Source organism: Myxococcales bacterium (genome assembly GCA_016703425.1).
GTDB lineage: Bacteria > Myxococcota_A > Polyangia > Polyangiales > Polyangiaceae > JADJCA01.
In genome coordinates this window covers 371,002-392,926 of sequence record JADJCA010000002.1, presented here as the reverse complement: position 1 = coordinate 392,926, position 21,925 = coordinate 371,002, and the positions used below count along the sequence as shown (strand labels likewise).

The 21,925-nt window shown below is 68.0% G+C and carries 15 protein-coding genes; 6 read left to right on the top strand and 9 right to left on the bottom strand.

Annotation, left to right across the window (positions count from 1 at the left end):
- Positions 1–167 precede the first annotated feature (167 nt).
- Positions 168–320: a hypothetical protein gene (locus IPG50_08030; GenBank protein ID MBK6692138.1), complete on the top strand. Its 153-nt coding sequence runs from the start codon at positions 168–170 to the stop codon at positions 318–320.
- 107 nt (positions 321–427) lie between these two features.
- Here the strand turns inward: IPG50_08030 and IPG50_08025 are convergent, their stop codons facing one another.
- On the bottom strand, positions 428–2,038 hold the full coding sequence (locus IPG50_08025) for a hypothetical protein (protein ID MBK6692137.1): 1,611 nt from the start codon (positions 2,036–2,038) through the stop codon (positions 428–430).
- A gap of 122 nt (positions 2,039–2,160) precedes the next feature.
- A complete protein-coding gene (locus IPG50_08020) occupies positions 2,161–3,051 on the bottom strand; it encodes a hypothetical protein (GenBank protein MBK6692136.1) in 891 nt (296 codons plus the stop codon).
- A 189-nt stretch (positions 3,052–3,240) separates the two neighbouring features.
- Between IPG50_08020 and IPG50_08015 the strand changes: the two genes are divergently transcribed.
- Positions 3,241–4,428 (top strand): hypothetical protein, encoded by a 1,188-nt coding sequence (locus tag IPG50_08015; GenBank protein MBK6692135.1) that lies wholly within the window; start codon positions 3,241–3,243, stop codon positions 4,426–4,428.
- A 156-nt stretch (positions 4,429–4,584) separates the two neighbouring features.
- Here IPG50_08015 and IPG50_08010 read toward each other — a convergent pair whose 3' ends face one another.
- The 3 genes from IPG50_08010 to IPG50_08000 form a co-directional block, all read right to left on the bottom strand.
- Entirely contained in the window at positions 4,585–10,272 is a 5,688-nt protein-coding gene (locus IPG50_08010; protein ID MBK6692134.1) for a VCBS repeat-containing protein, read from the bottom strand.
- Positions 10,273–10,835: 563 nt separating this feature from the next.
- Positions 10,836–12,023 carry a hypothetical protein gene (locus IPG50_08005; protein ID MBK6692133.1) on the bottom strand — a complete coding sequence of 396 codons (1,188 nt, stop codon included), beginning with the start codon at positions 12,021–12,023 and terminating at the stop codon, positions 10,836–10,838.
- Positions 12,024–12,315: 292 nt separating this feature from the next.
- Complete coding sequence (locus IPG50_08000; GenBank protein ID MBK6692132.1) at positions 12,316–12,924, bottom strand: hypothetical protein; 609 nt, start codon at positions 12,922–12,924, stop codon at positions 12,316–12,318.
- 177 nt (positions 12,925–13,101) lie between these two features.
- Here IPG50_08000 and IPG50_07995 point away from each other — a divergent pair, with 177 nt between their 5' ends.
- From IPG50_07995 to IPG50_07985, 3 genes are read left to right on the top strand one after another with little or no spacing between them, the layout of a single operon-like run.
- A complete protein-coding gene (locus IPG50_07995) occupies positions 13,102–13,266 on the top strand; it encodes a hypothetical protein (protein MBK6692131.1) in 165 nt (54 codons plus the stop codon).
- A 55-nt stretch (positions 13,267–13,321) separates the two neighbouring features.
- Positions 13,322–14,182: a hypothetical protein gene (locus tag IPG50_07990; protein ID MBK6692130.1), complete on the top strand. Its 861-nt coding sequence runs from the start codon at positions 13,322–13,324 to the stop codon at positions 14,180–14,182.
- Between the two features lie 42 nt (positions 14,183–14,224).
- Entirely contained in the window at positions 14,225–15,469 is a 1,245-nt protein-coding gene (locus IPG50_07985) for a glycosyltransferase family 1 protein (GenBank protein ID MBK6692129.1), read from the top strand.
- 35 nt (positions 15,470–15,504) lie between these two features.
- Here IPG50_07985 and IPG50_07980 read toward each other — a convergent pair whose 3' ends face one another.
- The 4 genes from IPG50_07980 to IPG50_07965 form a co-directional block, all read right to left on the bottom strand.
- Positions 15,505–16,611, bottom strand: coding sequence for a phosphatidylserine/phosphatidylglycerophosphate/cardiolipin synthase family protein (locus IPG50_07980; protein ID MBK6692128.1), 1,107 nt, complete (start codon positions 16,609–16,611; stop codon positions 15,505–15,507).
- Between the two features lie 64 nt (positions 16,612–16,675).
- Positions 16,676–18,307, bottom strand: a complete 1,632-nt coding sequence (locus tag IPG50_07975; protein ID MBK6692127.1) for a tetratricopeptide repeat protein — start codon at positions 18,305–18,307, stop codon at positions 16,676–16,678.
- A gap of 30 nt (positions 18,308–18,337) precedes the next feature.
- A complete protein-coding gene (locus IPG50_07970) occupies positions 18,338–19,024 on the bottom strand; it encodes a hypothetical protein (protein ID MBK6692126.1) in 687 nt (228 codons plus the stop codon).
- A 152-nt stretch (positions 19,025–19,176) separates the two neighbouring features.
- A complete protein-coding gene (locus IPG50_07965; GenBank protein ID MBK6692125.1) occupies positions 19,177–20,532 on the bottom strand; it encodes a bile acid:sodium symporter in 1,356 nt (451 codons plus the stop codon).
- A gap of 434 nt (positions 20,533–20,966) precedes the next feature.
- On the opposite strand from IPG50_07965, the gene IPG50_07960 reads away from it, so the two are divergent.
- Positions 20,967–21,833: an NmrA family NAD(P)-binding protein gene (locus IPG50_07960; protein ID MBK6692124.1), complete on the top strand. Its 867-nt coding sequence runs from the start codon at positions 20,967–20,969 to the stop codon at positions 21,831–21,833.
- Positions 21,834–21,925 lie beyond the last annotated feature (92 nt).

The following is a 21,925-nucleotide window of genomic DNA, read 5'->3' as shown; positions in this document are numbered from 1 at the left end:
ACGGCGAACTTGCGGAGCGGCCCGCGCGGGGGGGCCCTCTCGCGCGCGTCCGCGCGGAGGGTGCGCGCGCGCACGAAACGCCGCTGAAAGTCAGGCCCATCCGTTGGCGCGGGGGCTGGCACGCAGCCTGCTCTACAGGCTTCGTCCACGAAACAACGGAGCCGACCATGAACTCGAACCAAGACAAGACCGAACAACTCCTTGAGCTCGCCGAGGAGTGCCTCGATGAGGTTCAAGGCGGCGCGCCGGCCATCAAGTTTGATGGGATTGACGGCGAGTCTACGAAGAAGGACCACGACAAGGGCTGGTGGTTCATCTGAGCGCCGACACCTTCGCCGCGTGAACGCCCTCTCTCTCTCTCTAAGGGCGACGTCCCCGTCGACATCATCCGGATCGTCAGCGCCTGAAAGGTCTCAAGGGCAGTCCGTCACAACGCCTTGAGGGCCTGCACGAGCCTCGCGCAATCGAGCAGCGGCCGTGCCGTCGGGTTCCGATGCGGCGCCGCGCACGTTCCCATCAAGAGGCCCAGGTCCGCGTAGTAGAGGCCCGGGTTGGGCGGATCGTAAGAGTAGAGACCGTCGGGGACTGACGGATCCCACAGCTTGAACGTGGTTGCGCTCGCGGGGGCTCGCATGCCGGCGTAGGCCTGATGAAGTCGCTCGTGGAGCCACCGCACCTCGCGCGAAGTGAGCGGCACGCCGACCGCGGCGGCGTAGGCGAAGAAGCCCGCGACGTCGTTCTTGTCGAAGCCGTTCGGAGGTGCGGCCGACGTCGCGTAGCCGTAGTCGATGTCGACGCGCTCTCCGAGGCCCGCGAGGAGCGCGAGGCCAGGGGCGAGCTGGTTCTTGCGCCACGAGAGCGCAACGGCCGCCGACTGATGCGATCTTAGGATCTGCCGCGCGTCGTTCTTGAGCAGTGGCAGGCCCACCCTTTCGGCGGCGGAGATGCCGCTCTTGCAGTCGATGCCGCCCGACACTCCCGCGTGGAACAAGCGCACGGCGAGGCCGTTGGGGCACTCGAGGTCGAAGTTCATCTCGTACCGCGCCAACCCTACCGATGGCGACACGAGGGCGAGCGACGGCTCGAGCGTCGGGATGACGAATCCGCGGGCGTCAACCTCCTTTGCCCAGCCTTCATAGAGGGTCTTCGCTTGGGCAATGTCGGCCTTCGCGGCTGCGTCGAGCTGCGCCGAACAAGCGTCGAGCTGAGTCAACGCGCGGAGCATGTGCCCGATGTCGTCTTTCGAGCGGCGGTTCTTGATCCAGATGTCGCCAAAGGTCGGGTTGCTGGGAAGATGCACGTAATAGGACGTCTCCGCATCGATGCCCGGGCGGTTGAGGCTCGTGTCGACGAACAGCTTCTTTCCGCTGTCGTTCGACTCGTAGCTCGCTGTGTAAAACGTCCGGTTGAGGAGCGGTGGGTTCGTGTCGGCCGCGTCCTTGACCATGGAAAGGATCCACGCGGAGAAGCCCCGAACCATCTTTCGAACGAGGTGAGCTGTCCTCGCGTCGCCCGAGAGCGCGTGCGCGTAACACATGCCCTCGAGGTAGGGCGCCGTTCGAAGGCCGTTGTTGTCGGCCCCGTCGTTCGAGTGCTTGTACGTGACGGTGCCGCCGGATTTCGTGACGGTGATTCCGGACCACCAGCTGCCCCACCAGAAGCCGCCCTGCGGATGCGTCTCGGGCCAGCCGTGGAGCCTCTCTTCGAGGAATGCGTAGGCGTTCGTGTCGTTGAGGATTGCGACGAGCTCGTCGGTGGCGGCGGCGAGCTCGGCCGCCGTAAGAGGCGTGCCGACGTCGGGGCGCGTATAGGAGACCGGTAGGAGGGACCCCGCGGAGGCGTCGACGCCTCCCTCAACGACTGGTGTGGCGCTCGTCGCGTCAACGCTCGACGAAGCGGCACCGGCGTCGCTGGGGTTGTTGGTCGCGGCGTCGCGGCCATTGGTGGCAGGGCCCGTCTCGCTCGGGGGCGCTTCGGACGCGCATGCCGCGAGCGCATAGCCAAGCCAAAGGAACCGTCGGGCGCGAGGCTTTTTCACGGCGCAGGGGTAACAGAGGCGCCGAGTGACGTCGAAGTCGGCCGCGAATTAGTCCCGTTGGTTGCGCCTGCTAGAGCGCTGCGCCTATACCCTGACACTCTGAAGTCGACAGGTTCGACGTACTAGTTCGGCTTCACGATGAAGTAGTTGACCGGCGAAAAGGGCGAGTCGTCGCGCCAGCCGACCGCGATGCTGTCCTTCGGCGGCACGTTCGTCTTCCCCGAAAAGAGCGGCGCCGCCGAGAAGAGCCACTTGTTCGTCGGGAGCGCCGTTGCGTCGAAGAAGTAGACGTTGTCGTCGCCTTCGTACATCGAGTACTCGGCGAGGTACGTCGACGCATCGGCGTTTAGCGGGTTCCAAGAGCGCGTCACCCAGCGGAGCTTCTTGGTGCCTTTGGGCGCGCCGAAGGGGCCCGCTTCGTCCGCGAGCGTTACCTGGCTTCGATAGCTGACGACGTCGGCCGCGCTGTACGAGAAGAGGAACGCCGCGGGGTTGTCGACCAAGACGATCTCCTCCACGCCGGGCGTCGGCTTGTTGGGCTGATGGTACGCGCCGCGGAACGCGCGCCCCAGGAGCGTGGGGAACACGGTCGCGGTCTCTTGGGGGGCCTTCCACACGCCTGCTTCCTGGACGTAGAAGCGCCCGTCGTCGGCCCAGACGAGCAACCGGTCGAAGTTCGTGAGCTTCGTCGCCGCGACGATGCCTCGTGGCGGCGGCGCGTTGGCGCCCGTCCACACGCTCGCGAGATCGACATCGGTCCACGCCGTTCGATGGGCCGCGGTGTCGATGTTTGAGTAGAGCCTCCAGGACGGCCCGGCATCGACCGGTGAAGCGCTGTCCAGGGGCGCGCTCTCTGGCGTCGCGTCGGGAGGCGCTGGTGACACGTCGCTCGAGGCGTCGCTCCCGGTCGGCCCGGCATCGGGGTCCGTCTGGAGCGTACCGAGGTCGAAGCAGGCCAGTGGTGCGAGCCATGCGATGGCAAGCGTCTTTCGAGCCACGTTGCGCATGCGCATCGAGGGATCATCACCCGGTTTGTCGGTTTGCGCCAAGCGGCCCGGTTCGAAATTGACGGTGAATTTTCGCGCCGCTGCAGAAGGGGCACCGGCCCTGCGCGGCAGTTGAGTGAGCCCCGCGGTGAAGGGGCCGCTGCGCTCCGCGAGCCAGCTAGCTCACCACGCGACCCGGCCGCGCTACCCTGAGCCATGGTCTCCACGCGCTTCGCCGTCGCGAACTCCCTCGCACTAGCACTCGTCGCCTGCGGGGCGTCGCCGCCACCGGTGCAGAGTGCACCGGTCCAAGTCCCCGTGGCGGTAGCGGTGACGCCGGTCGCCGCGAGTGTCCCCCCCGCTCCGCCGGCTTCGCCGTCGGGGCCCAATAGTCAGGGCCCTTCCAATTCGCTCAGCGCCGCCGACGCGGAGCTTCGGGTCGCCGGCGTTGCGCATCTCGACGCGGGCCGGTTTCAAGACGCGGAGCGGGCGTTTGCGGCGATTCTCTCGCGGAATCCGGGCAACGCCGCGACGACGGCGCTCTACGAGACGGCGAAGAAGCTCCTCGCGGACTCTCAACGAAGCGCCACTCGCAGTCTCGCGAACGTCACGCCGACGCGCGTTGGCGCCGCGCCCATGGTGCACACGGTCGTGAGGCCGGTGTCCGTCTTGCCCCTGCCGGCGCCACGGCTCGTCAAGCGGCGCGAGTCGAAAAACGGCATCACCGACGACGAGGCTTGGCTGACCAAGGGGAACTTCAAGTTGCCTTCGTTGCAGGTGCCCAACCCCTTCATGCGAGAGGGTGGCGATCTGCCGGCGGGCATGCCCACGCGCTTCGGGGCGCTCTTGCTCGTGAGCGCGCTCGACCATGGAGACCACTTCGTCCTCGTCTTCGGACGCGACTTCTCCGACGGTCATGTGGTGGCGGTGCTGGGGCGCGATCTTTCGCTCCGCGCCCTCTTCGACTTCAAAGCGTGGCAGTCGTCTCCGAACGTTCAGAAGGGCGCCGATATGTTCGTGGGCGCAAGCGTCAACTACGCCATCGTCAAAGACGACGTCCTCTATGTGCAGAACGGTCACCGAACCTACGCCGCGTCGTCGGGCGGCAAGAACGCCTTCCTCTCAGCGGTGGACGTGAAGACCGGGGAGCTCTTGTGGCGCAGTCAGCCGCTCGTCGCGAACGCCAGCAACTTTGTGCTCCACGGCTCGCACATCTTCGCGGGCTACGGCTTCACCGCGGAGCCTGACTTCATGTTCGTGCTGGAACGAGCGACGGGCGCCGTCACCAGCCGCGTGCCCGTGGCGAGCGGGCCGTCGGCGTTGATCGAGAAGGATGGAGCGCTCTTCGTGCGCACCTACGATCACGACTACGTGTTCGCGATCGAAGAGGGCGTGCGCCGGTAGGGGAGGTGGCCCGCCCCCCGCCCCGCCCCCCGGCGGGGCCCCCGCCCCCCCGCCCCCCCGGGCCGGGCAAGACGGGCATGCGCTCGCGTCGCCAGCCGGCGAGTCCAGAGGCGAAGGGGGCTCGCCGAGTGACCCTCAATCCCCGAACGAGGGCCGTCATCGTTCGTGGAGGACTGACCCGCTGTTCGGTTCCACCACGATTGGTTCTTCCTGAGCCATCAGCTTGAGAATGATCCGATCGGACTCGACACGCGCGTCTTCGACGATGTCGGTGTCGAGACACCACTTCGTGTGCCCGGCTCCATCAACCCGAAGAAGTCCGAGTTCGTGAACGACCAACGCATCCCGTTGCTCTGGAAGCCCACGGAATCCGAAGAAGGCGCCAACAAGTTGTCGGGATGCCAACGTGCATCCCGCAGCGGGATCGACCCAAGTGAGCGAGGAGTCGTGTCCGATCAGAACGATGCCGTTCGCGAGTCGACTGACTTCCGGCTCCCCCCCCCCGGAGGAGGAGGCCCCCCCCCCCCGGGGGGGGGGGGGGCCGCGGGCGCCCGGGCCCCCCCCGGCCCCCCCCCCCCCCCCCCCCCCCCCCCGCCCCCCCCCGGCGGGGGGGGGGCGGGCGCCCCCCCCCCCCCCCCCCCCCCCCCCTTTCCGGGCCGGGGCCGTCAGCGTGCCTCCGAAGAACCTTGCGGTGATGAGTTTGGTGCCGTCCCAGACGCTCTCGACCTTCAGTCCGCCGTTCGGTCCCGTCAGCAGCGACTCTCGCAGAATCCGCCCATTCTGCTGAACCATGGAGATGGTCGTCGGGTCCGTGGCGACTGCCGCGAAGTGGTTTGCCAGGTACTCGCGAGTCGCTGGAGTGTCGTGGAGGCCTATGCTTTCGAGCTGGCGCAGCATCCCGGTTGATCGTTCGACGTTGTGTGCACTTCCGGTCGCTCGCCCCAAAAAGTATTCGAGCTTGCGTCCGATGTCTGCGGAGTCGACGATGAGACGCTCTCCGCTGCGCGCGAACTTCCCGACGAGCGGCACGGCGGCCGCCACCGCTGCCCACTTGGGCATGTCGTCGCCGGCGAAGTCTTTGCCGCTGAAGAATCCGTAGATCCCTTCGGCTAGGGAGTAGGGGTAGAAGATGACGCCGAGGCCGAAGTTCGCCGCCGTCCAAAGCTTGGCGCCAATGCCTGGACCCTTGCTTGGGGCGATTCCGGCGCGCGGAACGTCCGATACAACACCGTCGGCGGCGTTGCCGTATTCGTTGAATGCGACCTGGTAGTCGTCAGCTTTCGCTGGAAACAACCCCGTCGCAAACTCCTCAACGAACTTCTGCCCGAGCGCCATGGCGATGCCGTCGGTGCCGCCGCCCCTGTACGCGTAGTAGAGACTCGCGAGAGGCATGACGCCGGTGACGAAGCCCTGCTTCATGTCACCGCCCTGCAAAGCGGCGCGACTCGTGCCTTCGAGCGCGCCACCGAGCGTATTCCCTCCGGCGGCCGCTCCCAAGCCCGCGCATACGCCCGCGATGAGCGCGGCCTTGGCGGCAACGCGTAAGCTGCCGCTGACTATCGCGGTAAACACGAAGGTTGTGACCGCAGCCGTGATAGCCGCTTGAGCCACTGCCGCTGAGATGAACCCAACGGCGGTGGAGACCGCACTGCCCCATGCTGCGAAGACCCCGGCCGCTCCGCCACACGTGGCCACGATCGCGACGACCGCGACGATGGCGACGACGACGCGGAAGATGGTCCCCCACTTCTTGTGGCCGCTGGGGTCGACGAAGGAGAGGGGATTCTGCCCGACGTAGGAGTAGCGGTTCCAGCCTTGCGTGGAGCCGGCAAACTGCGTGACCGAGTCGGGCGAGAGGAAGACGCCGAAGAGCGGATCGTAGAGCCTGGCGTTCATGTGGACGAGGCCGAGGTCGTCGAGCATCTCGTGGCCGGTGAAGCCGCGCTGGGTGAGATCGCTCTTGAGGATGCCGCTTACGTCGTCGCCGCCGCTGGCGAAGCGACGCTTGCCGAAGGCGTCGAAGCCGAGGCGCTGCACGACGTCGCCGGCTTCGTTGGTAACGACGGTGACGGAGCCCAGGTGGTCGGTGCCGAAGTAGACGGTGCGCTCGTTCGCGGCGGCTTGCCCGACGAGGGTCACCTCCGCGACAAGACCGTGTCCCGCGCTGATGCGGTGGATCTGATCGAGGTCTGCACCTTTCTGGACCTCTTCGTACGCGGCGGAGACGTGCGTCGTCACCTTGCCGTTCGATTGCTCGTGGCGGAGTCGCTCGTGACTGGGCCCGTAGGACCACTGGCTGAAGGTGCCTTTGGTCGCGGACTCGACGCGGACGGGCTTGTTGAAGCTTGTCCATGAGAGGGTGCGGCCGTGGCCGGTCCGCATGTTGCCGCTCGCGTCGTAGGTGAAGGTCGCGTTGACGTCCCCGACGACGCGCGTCACGGCGTGCGGCTGCGCCCCGTCGTAGAAAAACTGCCCGAGGTCGGAGCGGAAGGCGAGGCGACCGACGGTGTCGTAGTGGTACGAGACGATCTTGCCCTGGTTGGCCTTCTCGAGGGCGGTGCCGTTGGCCGCGAGCGTCGCGGCCCTCATGCGGTTGAGCTCGTCGTAGGTGAAGGTCTCGTCGAGGCCCGTGACCAAGTCGCGGCGCGCGGTGACGTTGCCGACGAGATCGTAGCCCGTGAAGTAGCTCTGGACCGTGGGGCTGTTGCATCCGCTGGGGACGCGTTCGGAGCGACCGTTGTCCTTGTTGAAGGTGCAGCCGGTGGCGTCTTTCTGCGTCGAGGTGTCGTACGACGCCATGTCCATGGTGCACGCCGCCGGCACGCACGAGGTGCTGCCCTCCTTGTTCGGGGTCGTGATGCCGAGCACGCGGCCCGTCTTCGGATCGATGTGCCTCGTCGTCACGAGGCCGTTGCCCGCGCGCTCAACCTTCACTTGCCCATCGGCGGTGACGTCCAAGGCGGTCCAATAAAGGGCGCCCGTCTTGGCGTTCTTGATGGAGGTCTGCACGCCGCGCGCGTCGTAGCCGTACGCGAGCACGAGCCCGCTCGGCGACGTCACCGTCTCGGGCCGCGAGAGCGCGTCGTAGGTGCTCGTGGTCGTAAACGACTTCGCAGGCGTGACGAGGGTCGTCGCCACGGGCCGGCTCTTGTCATCGAAGGTCGTCGTGCGCGAGCTCGCGAGCGCGCCCGCCCCGGTGGCGATGAGCTGTTCGGAGACAAGTAGGCCCTTGGCGCCCACACCGACGTCGTACGTGTAGAGCGTCGTGCCCTCGGGCTCGATGCGCTTCTTCACGCGCCCCAATTCGTCGTACTCGAAGTGCGTCGCCGCGCCCGTCGCGTCCACGACCTGCTTCACAAGCTCGCCAAAGGCGTTGTGCGTCAGCGTCACGGCGCCCAAGTCGGGGCTCGTCTCTTTGATGCGCCGACCGCGCATGTCGAAAGTCGTCGTGTGCCGGACGTCCCGCGGATCGGTGACGACCACCGCGTGGCCCTCGGCGTCGTACGTAAACGTGATGGCGCTGCCGACCGCGTCGACGTTGCGCGCAACCCAACCGGCGGCGTTCTTGACGGAGCGCGCGGTGCGACCAAGCGCGTCGGTGGAGACCGTGAGCAGACCGTCGTATCGAGCGCTCGAGACACCGCCATCGGCTGCCGTCGCGCGAATCACGCGCCCCAGCGCGTCGTATTCGGTCTCGCTCCAATAGACCGGCTCGCCAATGTACGCCGGTGTCGATTGCGCCCGCACGCGGCCCGCCGCGTCGTAGCGCTTCTCGGAGCGCACCCACTTGCCGTCCCACCCCTCGACTTCGGTCGTGACCTCGCGGCCGAGGTTGTCCATGTACGCGCGCTGCGTCGCGCCGCCGGTGGTCTTCGATTCGCCCCACATGACCGCGAAGGGCGGGCACGACGCGTCGCAGAAGCGAAGCTCCGTCGTGGTCTCGACGCCGCTCGGGAGCTTGCCCCGGCGCTTTCGGCCAAAGGCGTCGTATTCGTCTTCGCTGACGAGGCCGTTGACGTCGACGGCGCGCGTCACCTTGCCGAAGCGCGCGTCGTACGCCCCGCCGGTCGCGTGACCGAGCTGGTTCACGCTCGCCGTCATGAAGCGCGGCTCGCCGTATTGCATGCTCACGGTGCGCGGCGGCGTGCCGTCGGCGGCCGAGACGGTCTTTCGGACCACGTGGCCGAGCGCGTCGTAGTCGTAGTGCGTCGTGACCTCGAAGGCCGCGTTGCCGGGCTCGACGGTGTCGTTTTCGACGAGGCCGTTGGGCAAGTACGTCGTCGCCGCCGTGTGCACGATGGGCAGAGCGCCGGTCCACTCGCTGGTGGTGGTGCTCCTGACGATGGAGTTCAAAACCCACGTCGCCTCGTTGCTCTGGAAGGTGACCGACGTGGTCTTGCGGAGCGCCTCGGCGCCGAGCGCCGTCGTCAACACCATCGTGCTCGGGCTACCGTTTTGGTGCCCCGAGCTCACCGTCGTGATGCTCGGCAACGTGCCGCCCGAGAGGTCAAAGCTCTCCTCCACCGCGCCCGTCTGCACGACCGCGTCGACGAAGCCTCCGATGCCCGGCTTCGGGTAGCCGGGATGAAACGCGACGTCGTTTCGGCTTCGCCCAATGAGAATGACGCGGCCATCGGGCGCGCTCCAGCGTCGCTCCGAGTACTCGACGCGCCCCTCAAAGGGCGGGTCCACGCGGAATTGCTGCATCAGCTCGATGCGGTTGACCTCGTCGCGCATCGTGACGCGGCGAAAGCCCAAGAAGCCGCGGCCATCGAGCCGCGCGCGCGCCCCCTCGTATCGGTAGGTGCTCCGCGCGCCGTCCGAGCCGCGCACCTCGCGCACCAGGTACATCGCGCCGTTCGCCGCCACCGTCGGGTACGTGAGCGCCTCGTCGAGCGGCGCGTACACACCAGGCGATGCGGGAAGCGACGCGTAGTCGATCTCCGTGCGCGCCCCGAGGCCGCTCGTGATGGCGCGCACCACGTCGAAGTGAGGCTGCACGCGGTTCTTGGCAAACAGCAACGTCCCGCCATCGCCACGCTGCAGAAGATCCGTCGCTCCGTCGCCATCGAGATCCGCCAGCTGGATGCTGAAACGGTCGATGGCCTGCTGCTCCGACGTGTCCGCCGTTTGGCAATCGACCGAATCGATGACGTCGCCGGCCGGATCGAAGTGCCGCGCCGACGCGTCCCAATACCCCGTATCCCGCGACGCCACGGTCTCCCACTCGGCGCCCGGTGGCCCGCCATACGGATCGGAGGGACCTGGATCGCTGGGCCCGCCAGCACCATCGCCGTCCAAGGGACGCAGCGATGCGCCACCGGTGCCGCCCGGATCCGACCAGACGACGCAGCGGCTGCTCTCGCTGCAATCCACGGCGCCGCTCGTGTACACGCGGCACCAAGGCTGATTGCTGTCGCAGTAGCTCAAGAGCTGTTGCTTGTGCGTCGCCGCCGCCGTCATCGAGCCGAGCCCCGCGCAAAACTGCGCCGCCCCGCCCGTCGTGTGCACCGGATAGCCCCACGGGTTTTGCGTGCGCGGATACACGCGCGTCGTCGCGTACCGCGTCGGCGCCTTGCTCCGGTCCGTGAGCTTGACGAAAGCGTCGAAGCCGCTCCTGCCGTTCGAGAGCGAGACGTCCAGCCGCGTCCCCGTCGCGTCGTATTGAAAGAGATCGCTCTTGCCGTCGCTGTCCAAGTCAGCGAGCTGCGCCGTCGCGTTGTACCCGCCACCCCAAGAGCCCTTCGCAAGAAACGACCGCCCCGTGCCAAGGTGCACCTTCGCCGTGCCGCTCCCCGTGATGAGCACCAGATCGGCCTTGCCGTCGCCGTTGACGTCGCCCATGCGCACCGCGCCTGCGCCGGCTTCGTCGTCGGTGCCCCACAGCTCCGTCGTAAACGCCGGCGGCGGCGTCGGCGGCCTCGCGCGTGGTCGCCCCGGCATCGGCTCGCCATCGAAGCGATCGAGCACGTCCACGGACACCTCGTTGAAGGCGCGGTGCACCCAAAACTGACCGCCCTTCACGTGCAGCAAGTCCGCGCGCCCGTCGCCATCCAGGATCGCCTAGGCGCAGGTTGTCGAGCACCAGCCCGTAGGGGCCGAGAAACGGGCCGCGCGTCGTCCCGCCTTCGGAGAGGTGAAATAGCGCTTGGCCGCTCGGTGTCAGGCGGAAGAGATCGCTCCGGCCGTCGCCGTTGAAGTCCGCCACGCGAAGCCGCTTGGTGTCGCTGATGCCGCCCGCGAAGAGCGACGTCGTGAAGCCCGCGCCGCTCGAGGTCCACGCGTACGCCGAGCCGTCGCTGCGCACATCGAGCAAGTCGGTCTTGCCGTCGCCGTTCCAATCGCCGCCGACCAGCTCGCCGAAGAAGCCCGCGCCCCACGACGTCCACCCGAGAAATCGCCGCCCGTCAGCCACACCAAGGTTGACCGAGACCGTGCCCCCCTTGGAGCTGCGCCAAGTCGCTGAGGCCGTCGCCGTTGAAGTCGCCGCTGATGGCCGTGCTCAAGAGGCCCGTGGCGTTCGGCGCCGTCTCGAGCGGCATCGCCCACAGCGAGTGCTGCTCCGTCCACTCGAAGCGCGTCGGCGGCAAGCACGTCGTCTGACCTGCGTTCGGGCCGCTTCGCTCCGCTGCGCACTCTTGTGCCGACACGAGGCGCGCGCGGCCGCGTTGGCCCGTCGCGCCGTATTCGAAGTTGACGCTATGAAACTCTGTGCCCCCCTCAAACGACGCGATCGATTGAAGAAGCTGCGTCGTCGTCACCGTCGCGCCAGCCACGTACGCGGCCGTGGCGTCTTCTCGCGGTCGGTAGCGAAACTCCACCTTCGACGTCGGCGCGATGCCCGCCGCGAGGTTCTCCGTGTACTCGATCGTCGTCGGCCAGTAGTCGCCGTTGGCCAAGTCTTGCGCGTAGCTGTACTTGATCGCGTTGCCGAAGCGATCGCTCGAGCGCGAGAGTGCCCAGCCGCGCATCTTCAACGGTCCCGCGACGCCTACGACCGCGATGCGCGCGTCCGACGTCGTGCCGTACTCGAGCTTCTGCCCGCTCATCGTCTCGACGATGAAGCTCTCGCCGACCTGCCGAATGCGCGAGAACGACTCGCGCGCCGTGCGGTATTCGGCGCCGTCCACGTTGTACCGGCCGTTGACGCCTACGAGCCGCTGCCCGTCGAGGCACAACCGATCGCTGCTCGTAAAGGTGACGTCGGCGCCCACGCCGTCCTCCGCCACCGTGCGCGGGCACGGCGCGATGACCGAGAGGCCCGACAGCGAGAAGCCCTGACCGAGAATCCCGTTGGCGCCGTGGCTCGAGTACTGAATCGACAGCGACGGCACCTGGCCGGAGATCCCAGGCGCCAGCGTGACGGGCATCGCGTACGAGACCGAGCCCGCGGGCGTGACCTCGAGCTGGCCGGTGGTCGTCCCCGGAACGAGCACTGTCGAGCTGAGCGCGGCTTCGTTGGCGCGTTGCTCGTCGCCGTCGCAGCCCACCGCGAGCGGCACGCACGAGACGATGAGCGCGAGCAGGCCGAGACGGTGCGGGAGGAAGAGGCGGCGAGAAGGAGAGGTCGACTCTCGTGCTTGAACTCTCTCCACCAACGATTCACAAACGCGTGTGCGGCCCATGGGCCCCACGCTGCAGAAGCAGTGCCCATGGTGCGCGACTTGCGCACAGTGCCTGTCGTCGCGAGTCCACGACAGCGCGATTGGCCGGGCAAAGGCGAGCAACGCGGATCGCCGCTCGCCTCAGGCAGGACAATGTCGCGGGCGCTAACGTCTACGCACGCGGCGTCTTTCGACTCGCGTCGGCGACTCTATGGCAGGGCGAACCCTGCCGATGGACCAATGGTGCGTCGGAAGCATTCCGGCGCCCCTGCGGCGAGCGCGTCTAGTTGCAGTTGTAGAGCACGCACTCGAGCGTGCCCGTGTTGGCCCTGCACTCGCAATCCAGCACGCAGGTCCCGTTGCCCGGTACTACGTACGTGTCGTCGTGGCAGGAGCGCAGACCGTTGCATGCGCCTCCCGGCGAGCAAAGGGCGGCGCCCGGTGAGGTTGACGGCGTCGCGGATGGTGAGGGCGTCGGGGTCGACGACGCGCCGGGCTTGGGATTCGCCGGACCCGGACTGGTGGAGGTCCGCGGCGCTGGCGTGGTGCTCGAGCCGCTCGGGGCCGGGGCCGTCCCTGAAGAGGAGCCGCTGCCGGGCCCGCGATCGAGATCTTGCGGGTCAGTGCTCCCGCAGGCCGTAGCGAAGGCGATGAGCGGCAGAACGAAGGTGCGCAAGGAAGGAAGTTGCATGCGGCCGCGCGACGCAAACGGTGTGCCCGGTCGCGCCGTCCGCTTGGTGTGGCAATTCATGCGATGCGGCAGGTGACCGACGGCGCGCGCCATGATCCGCACGTCAGGTTCGGTGAGAGGCGGCGCGCCGCCGCCTTGCCGCACGCAGACACCGAAAGCGCCCAGAGCGGCAAAGGTTGTCAGGGACGCGGAGCCGTTCATGCGTCCCTGAACGTGGGCGCGTTCACCCGCGAGCCGGCCGGCTCGACGGGGCTGATATTTGGCTGCCCTGGCCCCGAGCCGGGTGGACGAACGCGCGCGACGGTTTGGCACCGCGCGGTCGGCATGTGCCATGCGAGGGGGAGCGAGTACGCGGCGCGGTGTCGCGGAGGAGATCGCATGAACACACAGAAGCTCGTCCCCCTGGAACCCGCAAACCTCGAAGACGTCGTCGGCGGCGCCCACATCCCGCGGTGCCCTCGCCCGATCCCACCGGTTCCCGCTCCTTGGAACCGTCCGCCTATCGTCATCGATCCGCCGTTGCCGTTGCCCGCCACCGAGTGACCCCCGCCGACGCAGCAACGCTCAGAGCGAAACCAACACGGAAGGATCGAAGGCCATGCACCACAACTTCATCGAAATCGCTGACGAAGCACTCCTCGCCTACGTGACGGGAGGAGACGAGAACATCGACTCCTTCGAGTACGGCGGCGGAACGGGCGGCGATTGCGGCTTCGGCTTCGACGACGCGGCTGCCCTTGTCGGTCCACCCTCGATTGACGACGCCATTGGCGAGATGTCGCCAGCTGGTCGCGACACTTGGCCCACGGAGGCCGACGTCGACACGACGGGGGTCGTTGTGCAAGAGCTCACTCCCCAGCAGCAATTCGATCAACAGGTCGACTTGATCCAGAACTTCCGAGACGCGGCGAGCAGCCCTGAGCTCATTCAGGGCGACATCGGCGACTGTTACGCCGTCGCCGCCATCAACGCGGTCGCGCAGACGCCCGAGGGGCAGGCGCACTTGCAGGGCATGGTCACGCCGCTCGGTGACGGCGTCTACAACGTGACGCTGCAAGGGCCCGATGGCCCCGTGACTGTGGGCGTCGCGCTCAACAACGGCGAAGTCTTCGGGTCAGGGCCCGAGCACCTGCAGGCCATCGAGAAGGCCATCGTCTACACGAACAGCGCTGACCCCCTGACGGGCGTCAATCCTGACGCAGCGGGCGGCAACGCGGGCCTGGCGCTCGCGCAGATCGGCCTCAACTACGCCTTCGCGGGTGATGCCGTCCCCGCTGACGCCGTGGCCGCCCAAGTGTACGGCGAGGATGGTCACGCGTACGCGATCGGTGGCACGCTGGTTGATCCTTCAACGGGCGAGACGGTCCTCGTGCCGATGAACCCGTGGGGCGTCGAGCAGATCGGCCCGATCCCAGCCGACAGCGACTACGTGTACACCGCGACGCTCGACCTGCCCTGACGAGCGGGCTCTTCAGGCGCGCTCCCTGGTAGGCTGCTCCCGGTGCGCGCCCTTATCGCCACCGCCGGATCCGACGGGGACATTCGTCCGTTCTTCGCGCTAGCCAAGGGGCTTGCTGCGCGAGGGCACGACGTCCGCTTCGCCGCCGCGGATCACTACGCGCCGGGAGCAGCTCGCTACGGCATTCCCTTCGAAGCCGTAGGCCCCCCTTGGGACGCCGCCGTACTGGAGACGACATTTCGGAAAATCCTGTCCCACTCGAGCCCCCTCGAGCACATCAAGATCGTCATGGACTCGATCGCCGAGCCGGAGCGCCTTGCGCTGCCCCGCCTGATGGAGCTCGCGGCCGAGAGCGATGTGGTCATCTACCCGCCGATCTTGGTTGCCGCCGCGGCCGCCGCGCGCGCCAAGAAGGTGCGCCACGTAAGCGTGCAGCTTGCACCGGTTCACGCGGCACGCGGCTATTCGCCAACCGGCGCGAACCTCGGGCCCTTCCTGAATGGGCTCATGTGGAAGGCCGCGGCCGCCGCCATAAGGCGGGCATCCGACGAGCAGCTCAACGCCATCGTCCGTGAGGCCGGACTGCCGCCGTGGCGCGACGTGCTCCTCGCAGCCGCGTCGTCGACTTGGCTCGACCTCATCGCCGTTAGCCCGGAGGTCATCGACTTGGACCCCGCCTGGCCCGCCGCGAGCCGCATCACCGGCTACTTCTTCCTCGACGAGCCAGACTTTGACGACGCCGAGCTCGAGAGCTTCATCGCCGGCGGCGCGCCGCCGGTCATCGTTGGCTTCGGTTCCATGATGGGCTTCGACGCCCGTGCCGTAACGGAGACGGTCATCGAAGCCGTTCGTACCCTCGACCGCAACGTCATCGTCCTCTCGGGTTGGGCTGGCCTAGGAGGAGCGGCACCGTTGCCCCACGTGCGCGTCGTAAAGTTCGTGCCGCACAGCTGGCTCTTTCCCAAGGCCGCCTGCGTCGTTCATCACGGCGGCGCCGGCACGACGGCCGCGTGCCTTCGCGCGGGCGTGCCTCAGTCGATCGTGTGGCATCTCGGCGATCAGCCGGCGTGGGGCAAGCGCATGGAGAAGCACGGCGTCGCGCCGCCGTCGCTCCATTACAAGAAGCTCACGTCGAAGGCGCTTCGCTCCCGCGTCGACCGTATGCTGTCCGATGCGGCGATGCAGACGGCGGCCAAGCGGCTCGGTGCGCGTATCTCGCGGGAAGACGGGGTCGCGGTGGCAACGGCGATGATCGAGGACGCGCTCACGAAGCCGGCGAGCGCCTAGCGTCGCCGCGCGAGCGCTCTGCTCCCGACGATGAGCTAGAACGCCGTCGACTTGACCCAGTCCGCTTGAAACGTGTCGTTCATCCGCTTGAGGGCGGCGGTGTCGGAGACGAAGACGCCGATCTCGCGGTTCTTGTCGAGGGAGGTGGCGCTAAGGTTCTCCGAGCCCAGGTAGGCCCAAGCTCCGTCGATAAGGATGGCCTTCACGTGGACGTGCGGCGCGAGCACGTAGCGCACCTCGATGCCCTCCTTTCCGAGCAGCGCGGCAGCGCTCGCGTTGGCGTCGATCCACGTCGGGTCGGCCACGATGGCCGACACGGCGACGCCCGCTCGTTTTCGCTCGATGAGTGCGTCCCGCAGTTCGCGATCGGCGAGCTGCATCGACTCGATGCGCACCTCCCTCGTGGCGCTCTTGACGAGGTCCACGATGCGAGCGCGCGAGTTGATGGGCGAGACCACGAGCCTCGTGCACGTGAGCGTCGGCGAGGCCTTCTGGAAGTCGGCGTCGAAGAGGTGAATTAGGTCGGCGACGTCATCGGGATCTCGAAGGTCGGCGGCGAAGTTGCGCTCTTTGAGCATGAACGAACGCGCGTAGTTGCCCGTCGAGACGAGGGCGCGCGCTTCGTCCGCGACGATGGTCTTCGCGTGCATGTATCGGAACGCCGGGTCGCTGTAGACGACCTCTGCGCCGGCCTCTTCGAGGCGCGGCTTGTACTTGTCGTTTACGTCGCGCTGCGTCTCGCCGTCGAGAATCACGCGCACCGAGACGCCGGCGCGGGCGCGTTCGATGAGGCCGTCGAGGACGGCGCCGTTGCCCATGATGTAGCCGAAGACGCGCAGCGAGTGCGTCGCCGACGCGATGACGTCGGCGTAGGGCGCTTCACCGTCGTCGGGGAAGACGGCCACCTGGACGGCTGTGGCGCGAGGGCTCGTCGCGACGCAGCCTCGCGCGGCCGCTGGCGGTGCGATGGCGGTGGTAGGCGGCGCCGGCGTTTCGGCCGCAGCGGCCGCCGGCTCGTCGGGCCGGTTCGCTGCGGTCGCCTCCGGAGGGGCGCCGTCGGGCTGGCTCGCCCCGCACGCCACGAGCAAGAACGCAACGAGCGACGAGAGGGGGCTGAACGGGCGCGGGCGGAGCGTCGACATGGGCCGCACCGTGGCTCGCCGGGCCGCCGGCGGCACGTGAAACTTGGTTAAAGCAGGGACGCGCTCAAGTCTCCTCCACCACAAGCGGCACCGACGGATCGAGCAAATACCCTCCGCGCGCCGTTAGCAGCGGCTCGAGGCCGGCGCGACGGAGCTGGGCCATGGCGTTGCGCACGCGGATGAAGCCCGCCTCGTAGAGGATGCGTTCGTCGGGCCACCCAGCCCGCAAGAGCTCTCCCCACGGCACCGGCTCGCCCGGTGCTCGGAGCCGCGCCTCGACGAGTCGCCTCAAGACGAGCTTCAGCGTGTGTCGGCGCCCAAGCTCGGTGCGCCTTCCCGCGACGATGAAGTGTCCAGCGTCGGCGGCGATGGCCAACGGAGTCGCGTCCTCGGTCAAGGCCTCGGCCAGGCGAGCTGCGGCGAACCGAACGCGTCGGCCGACGATCGGACCGCTGGCTCGGAGGTTGGCAAGCGCGCGCCTGGCAAGAACCTTGGCGCCCGAACTCGCGTCGAACGACCTCGCTGCGGTCAAGAGGTTGATGGCCTCTCGGGTCTTCTGGTCCTCGAAGTCCGCCGTCAGCGTAGGCGGGCGCCCGACCAGCGCTTCGGCCCACGCGCGATGCTCGGGCTCCAACACATCGCGCGCGAGAACTCGTTCGAGCTCCGAGGCCGCTGCCTTCGGCTCGCCCAAGGCCAGATGGTGCTCGGCCAGATGAAGGCGTGTGATGGCGTCGTGGCGCGGGCTCTTGACCTCGCGGTGCAGCACGCGCGCTTGCGCGAGCAGGGCGCCCGCTTCTTCAGGCCGTCTCGCCTCGACCTCGAGGGCCCCGAGGTAGCCGAGGAGCACGCCCACGAGCGCGCGATCGCCGACGCGGCGCAAGATCGCCAACGCGTCGCGGTAACGACTGCGCGCCTCGTCGAGCTCGCCGAGCTCGTGGCAGACGTACGCGAGGTGCATACGCTCGGCCCCCTCGAGTCGTTCGTTCTTGGTCTCCACGTGCGCGGCGAGGGCCATCTCGTGCGCGCGCTTCGCCTCCTCAAATCGGCCCGCGCGATGGAGCGACGCGCCGAGGTACGACAGCTCGACGCCCTCTTCGCGCCTTTGCCCCAGCTCGCGGTGAAGCGCGAGGGCCGCTTCGTGCGAGGACCGCGCCTCTTGCAACCGCCCGAGGCTCGCGAGCGCCGTGCCGAGCTCGCCCAACGCCACGGCGAGACCCTTCCGGTCGCCGAGCGCCCTCCTGCTCGCGAGCGCGAGCGTCCGCGCCTCGTGCGCTGCGTCGAGGTCGCCGCGCGCGCGATGAATCGCGCCGAGCGTCGCGTAGGCCCGCGCCTTGGCCGAGAGATCGCCAGCAGACGCAGCGAGCGCGCTCGTCGCGAGGCGCGCCGCCTTCCGGAGGTCGCCGTGGTGCCGCGCCGTCTCGGCCGCCGCCACGGCGTCGCGCCCGCGCGGCTCGTTTTCGTCGAAGGTCGCGAGGGCTCGAAGGTCGGCCTCGATCTCGTGCGCCGATTCCGTTGCCGCGCGGCCCGCCGCCAAGAGAACGGCGACGCGGTTTCGGCCCAACAGGTCGACGATGCGCACGACGGCAGCGCGCTCCGTGGACGTGATCGCCGCTTCGCCGCGCGCATCTTCGGCGCGGGCGCAAAAGAGCCGCACGAGCTCGTCCGCCTCTCTTGGGTGCCGCTTGCGCGAGGCCATCGCGACGACGATACGACGTATCGCGCGCGCTCAGTAGAAGGCGTCGATGATCGCCTCCGCGTCTTCGACCTTCATCTTGTTCTCCTCATCGTTCACGGCCTGGTGGAACGTGAACATCGCGCCCATGACGGGCACCGTGCAGGTCGCCGGCGGGCCGTCGGGCGTGTGACCTGACGTCGTCGTGCACGACACGTTGCCGGAGCCGGTGCTCGTTGACCCCACAAGGCCTGCGGGGCTCGTGGGCGGAAGCGACCGCGCGACGGCCGCGGCGAGCCGACCCGAGAGCGACACGGCGATGCCGCTCGCCCCGCGCTTCTTCTGGCCGCGCGCCTTCACCACACCGGTCATCGAACAAGTGTCCGCGCGGAAGGTGGAGTCTCCTTCCTTGGCTTGGCAGACGATGCCGAAGCTCTCGTCGGCGTCGTCGCCGTTGATCCCTAAGTCGGCGCCCCTGAGGCCCGCCAGCACGCTGAAGTTGCCGAGGTCCTTTCCGCCGTTGGCCTTGATGTCCTCGTATAGCTTCCGCGCGTCGGGGCCCATCGCAACAACGCCCGTGACGAGCGCGTATTGTTTGAGGTCGAACTTGTTCGACTTGACCACCACGGCGCCTTCCGAGGACCCGGTGGTGTCGTCGCCCGGCGCTTCGGCAGCGCAGCCGGTCACGGCGAGGGCCAGAGCAAGGAACGGGAGGGCCTTGAAGCGCGAGAGCGAGTTCATGCCCGCGACGCTGCAGGCGCCGTGCCGTCGCCCGCGGCTGATTTGTCGGGTGTTTTACGCGAAAATGGGGAGCGCTACCGATTTACCGAGACCCGCCGATCCAGACCCCCGAGCGGCGGTCGCGGTGCGTGCGCCACTTGCGCACGCGGGAGTCAGAGCAGCTCGCGTCGGCGAATGACGGCGGAGAGATGGGTGAGCTTCGCACGCGGCGACTGAACGAGGGTATCGGCCAGGAGGTCGGCGATGCCTCCGTCGCCGCTCTCATCGAGCGTGTCGTTGAAGCGGCGCACGAGCGGCATCACCAGACTCTCTTCGAGCTCGACGGCGGTTTCGCTCCGGCTCGCGTCGACGAGGGCGTCTTGCTCGGCGCGGCGCGGCGGCGGCCAAGCGCGCTGCCGCACCGCCATGGGGGCCGTCTCATCCACGGACTCGCGAGCCAGGAGCATTTGTCGCGTCACGATGCCCGCCAGCAGTTGTTGCGAGACGCTCCACAAGATCGGCGCGAGCGCGACGAGCGGTGCGTCGGGGAACGCCAGGATCCCCACCACCATCGCCGCCGGCGTGCTCCTCATGCCGCTCGCAAAGACGACCGAGATGGTCTCGCGCTCCCCCAGACCTCGGAGGCGCGCCACGAGGTAGCCGACACCGAAGGCCAACGCGTTCGCGCTGACGGTCACGACACCGGCGGCGACGATGAGGTGGAGCGGCATGCGAAGGTGCGGCTTGAGGGCGCCCGTGCAGTCGGCCACCGAGAGGAGCAGCGACAGGACGCTCAACAGCGAGAGCGGTGTCTCGAGACGCTTGGCGAGGCCCGGGACCGCGGCGCGCAGCGCCATGCCCAAGACGAGTGGCAGTGCAAAGGCCACGACGACCTGCGCCCTTATTCCCGACGCGGAGTCGACGGCGCGAAGGTGCGCGCCGGGGATGCGACCGAGCGCGATGGGAATGAGGAAGACCGCCAAGGCGCTCGTGAGCGCGAGCGTGCCGAGCGCGAGTGTGACGCTGCCGCGGCTCGCTCGCGTCCAAACGGCGGACGTCATGGCTACTGGCATGAGAACGCACAAGACGAGGCCTGTGGCGACGGCGCGAAGCTCGGGGCTCCGCGTTGCGATGAGCGCAATGGCGATGGCGACGGTCATCGCGGGCACGACTACGTAGACGCTCAGGAGATTCGCGAAGCCTCCGTTCGAGCGAAACACGCGGGCGAGATCTCGCGGCCGGTAACGCAAGCTCGCCGAGAGGACGATGATCGCAAGCGCGAGCGTGCGCGGCTCGTAGTGGAGTGAGGTCAAGGGCACGCTAAAGAGGTGTCGCCGCGCGAGCAGTCGCGCCGCGACGTCGGGCATCAAGAACGCGACGAGCACCACGCCAACGAGGAGCCACAGCACGTTCGCGCGCGCGAAGCGGTCGACGCGGCGCGCGACGCGGAGCCCGCCGTCGATGACGCGCGCGAAGGCGCCGGAGCGCGAGGGGGAGCGGGACGGGCGAGGCGCGGAGGGGGTCTTCATCGTTCCTTTGGGATTTCCCCTGCCACTGAAAAACTTCGTGGCGAGGTGTCGCGGTCGTCCCCCACTACGCAGGAAGAGCGCCATCGCTCGCGAGCTGTCCGCGGGGGCCCTGGTCACAAGACGCCCGGGCCAAAGACGGCGTGCGGGGCGCGACGCGCGTCGCGTCTTTGCTCCAAGTTTCGGCCGCTTGTCCCCGGAGCGCACGGCGACGCCCCGTCGCCGCCTCGCGGCCCACCCCACGCGGTTTCGCGCGGCGTGCCGCCTGATCGCGACACACCGCTGGATCCGGTCGTCTTCAGCGGCGAGGTAGGCGAACGTGAGCGGGGCTGGTTGACGCGCAGCGGCATTTCCCGCCGGCGAAAATCGCAGCCTGCACCCTTGTAGCGCGTCGCCCGCGGCCACATGTACGTACCTCGCAATTCGCGGAGGCACACATGAAGACACTCGTGATTGGAGCGACCGGAAACGTTGGCAGCAAAGTGGTCCAGGGCCTTGTCGCCAAAGGCGTCAACGTTCGCGTCATGACCCGCAACGCCGACAAGGCGAAGGGCACGATGCCGGGCAACGTCGAGATCATGACCGGCGATCTCACCGACCCCATGACGGCGAAAGCCTGTTTCGAAGGTTGCGATGCGGTGTTCATGCTGAACCCCGTTGCCATGACCGAATGCCAGGAGGGCCTCGCGGGTGTTTGCCTCGCCCAAGCCGCGGGCGTGAAGAAGTTCGTTTACATGGGCGTGCAGCACGCGAGCGTCGCGCCGCACATCCCGCACTTCGGTTCCAAGGCGGCCATCGAGCTTGCCATCAAGAACTCGGGCATGAAGTGGACGATCCTTCAGCCCAACAACTTCTTCCAGAACGACTACTGGGTGAAGGACGCCGTCATGCAGATGAGCGTTTATCCCCAACCCATCGGCGACGTGGGCTGCCACCGCGTCGACGCGCGCGACATCGCCGATGCCGCCGTCAACGCGCTCACGAAGACCAACTTCGAGAACAAGGCGTACGTTCTCTGCGGGCCCAAGCCCATCAACGGCGCTTCGTGCGCGGAGATGTGGTCGACCGGTCTCGGCAAGAAGATCGCCTACGCGGGCAACGATCTCGACCAGTGGGGCAAAGCCATGTCGTCGATGCTCCCCTCATGGATGGTCTTCGACTTCGGCGTGATGTACGCGCACTTCCAGAAGTCGGGCCTCAAGGCGACCGACGCCGAGGTGAAGGCCTGCGAAGAGATCGTGGGGCACCCGCTCCGCACCTTTGAGGCCTTTGTCACCGAGACCTGCGCCGCCTGGAAGGCCTGAGCTCCTCGCGCGACACCGCTCGATAGTGAACGCTCAATGAGCGTGAAGAAGGCGGCCACGCGAGTGGTCGCCTTTTTCTTTGGACGGCGCGT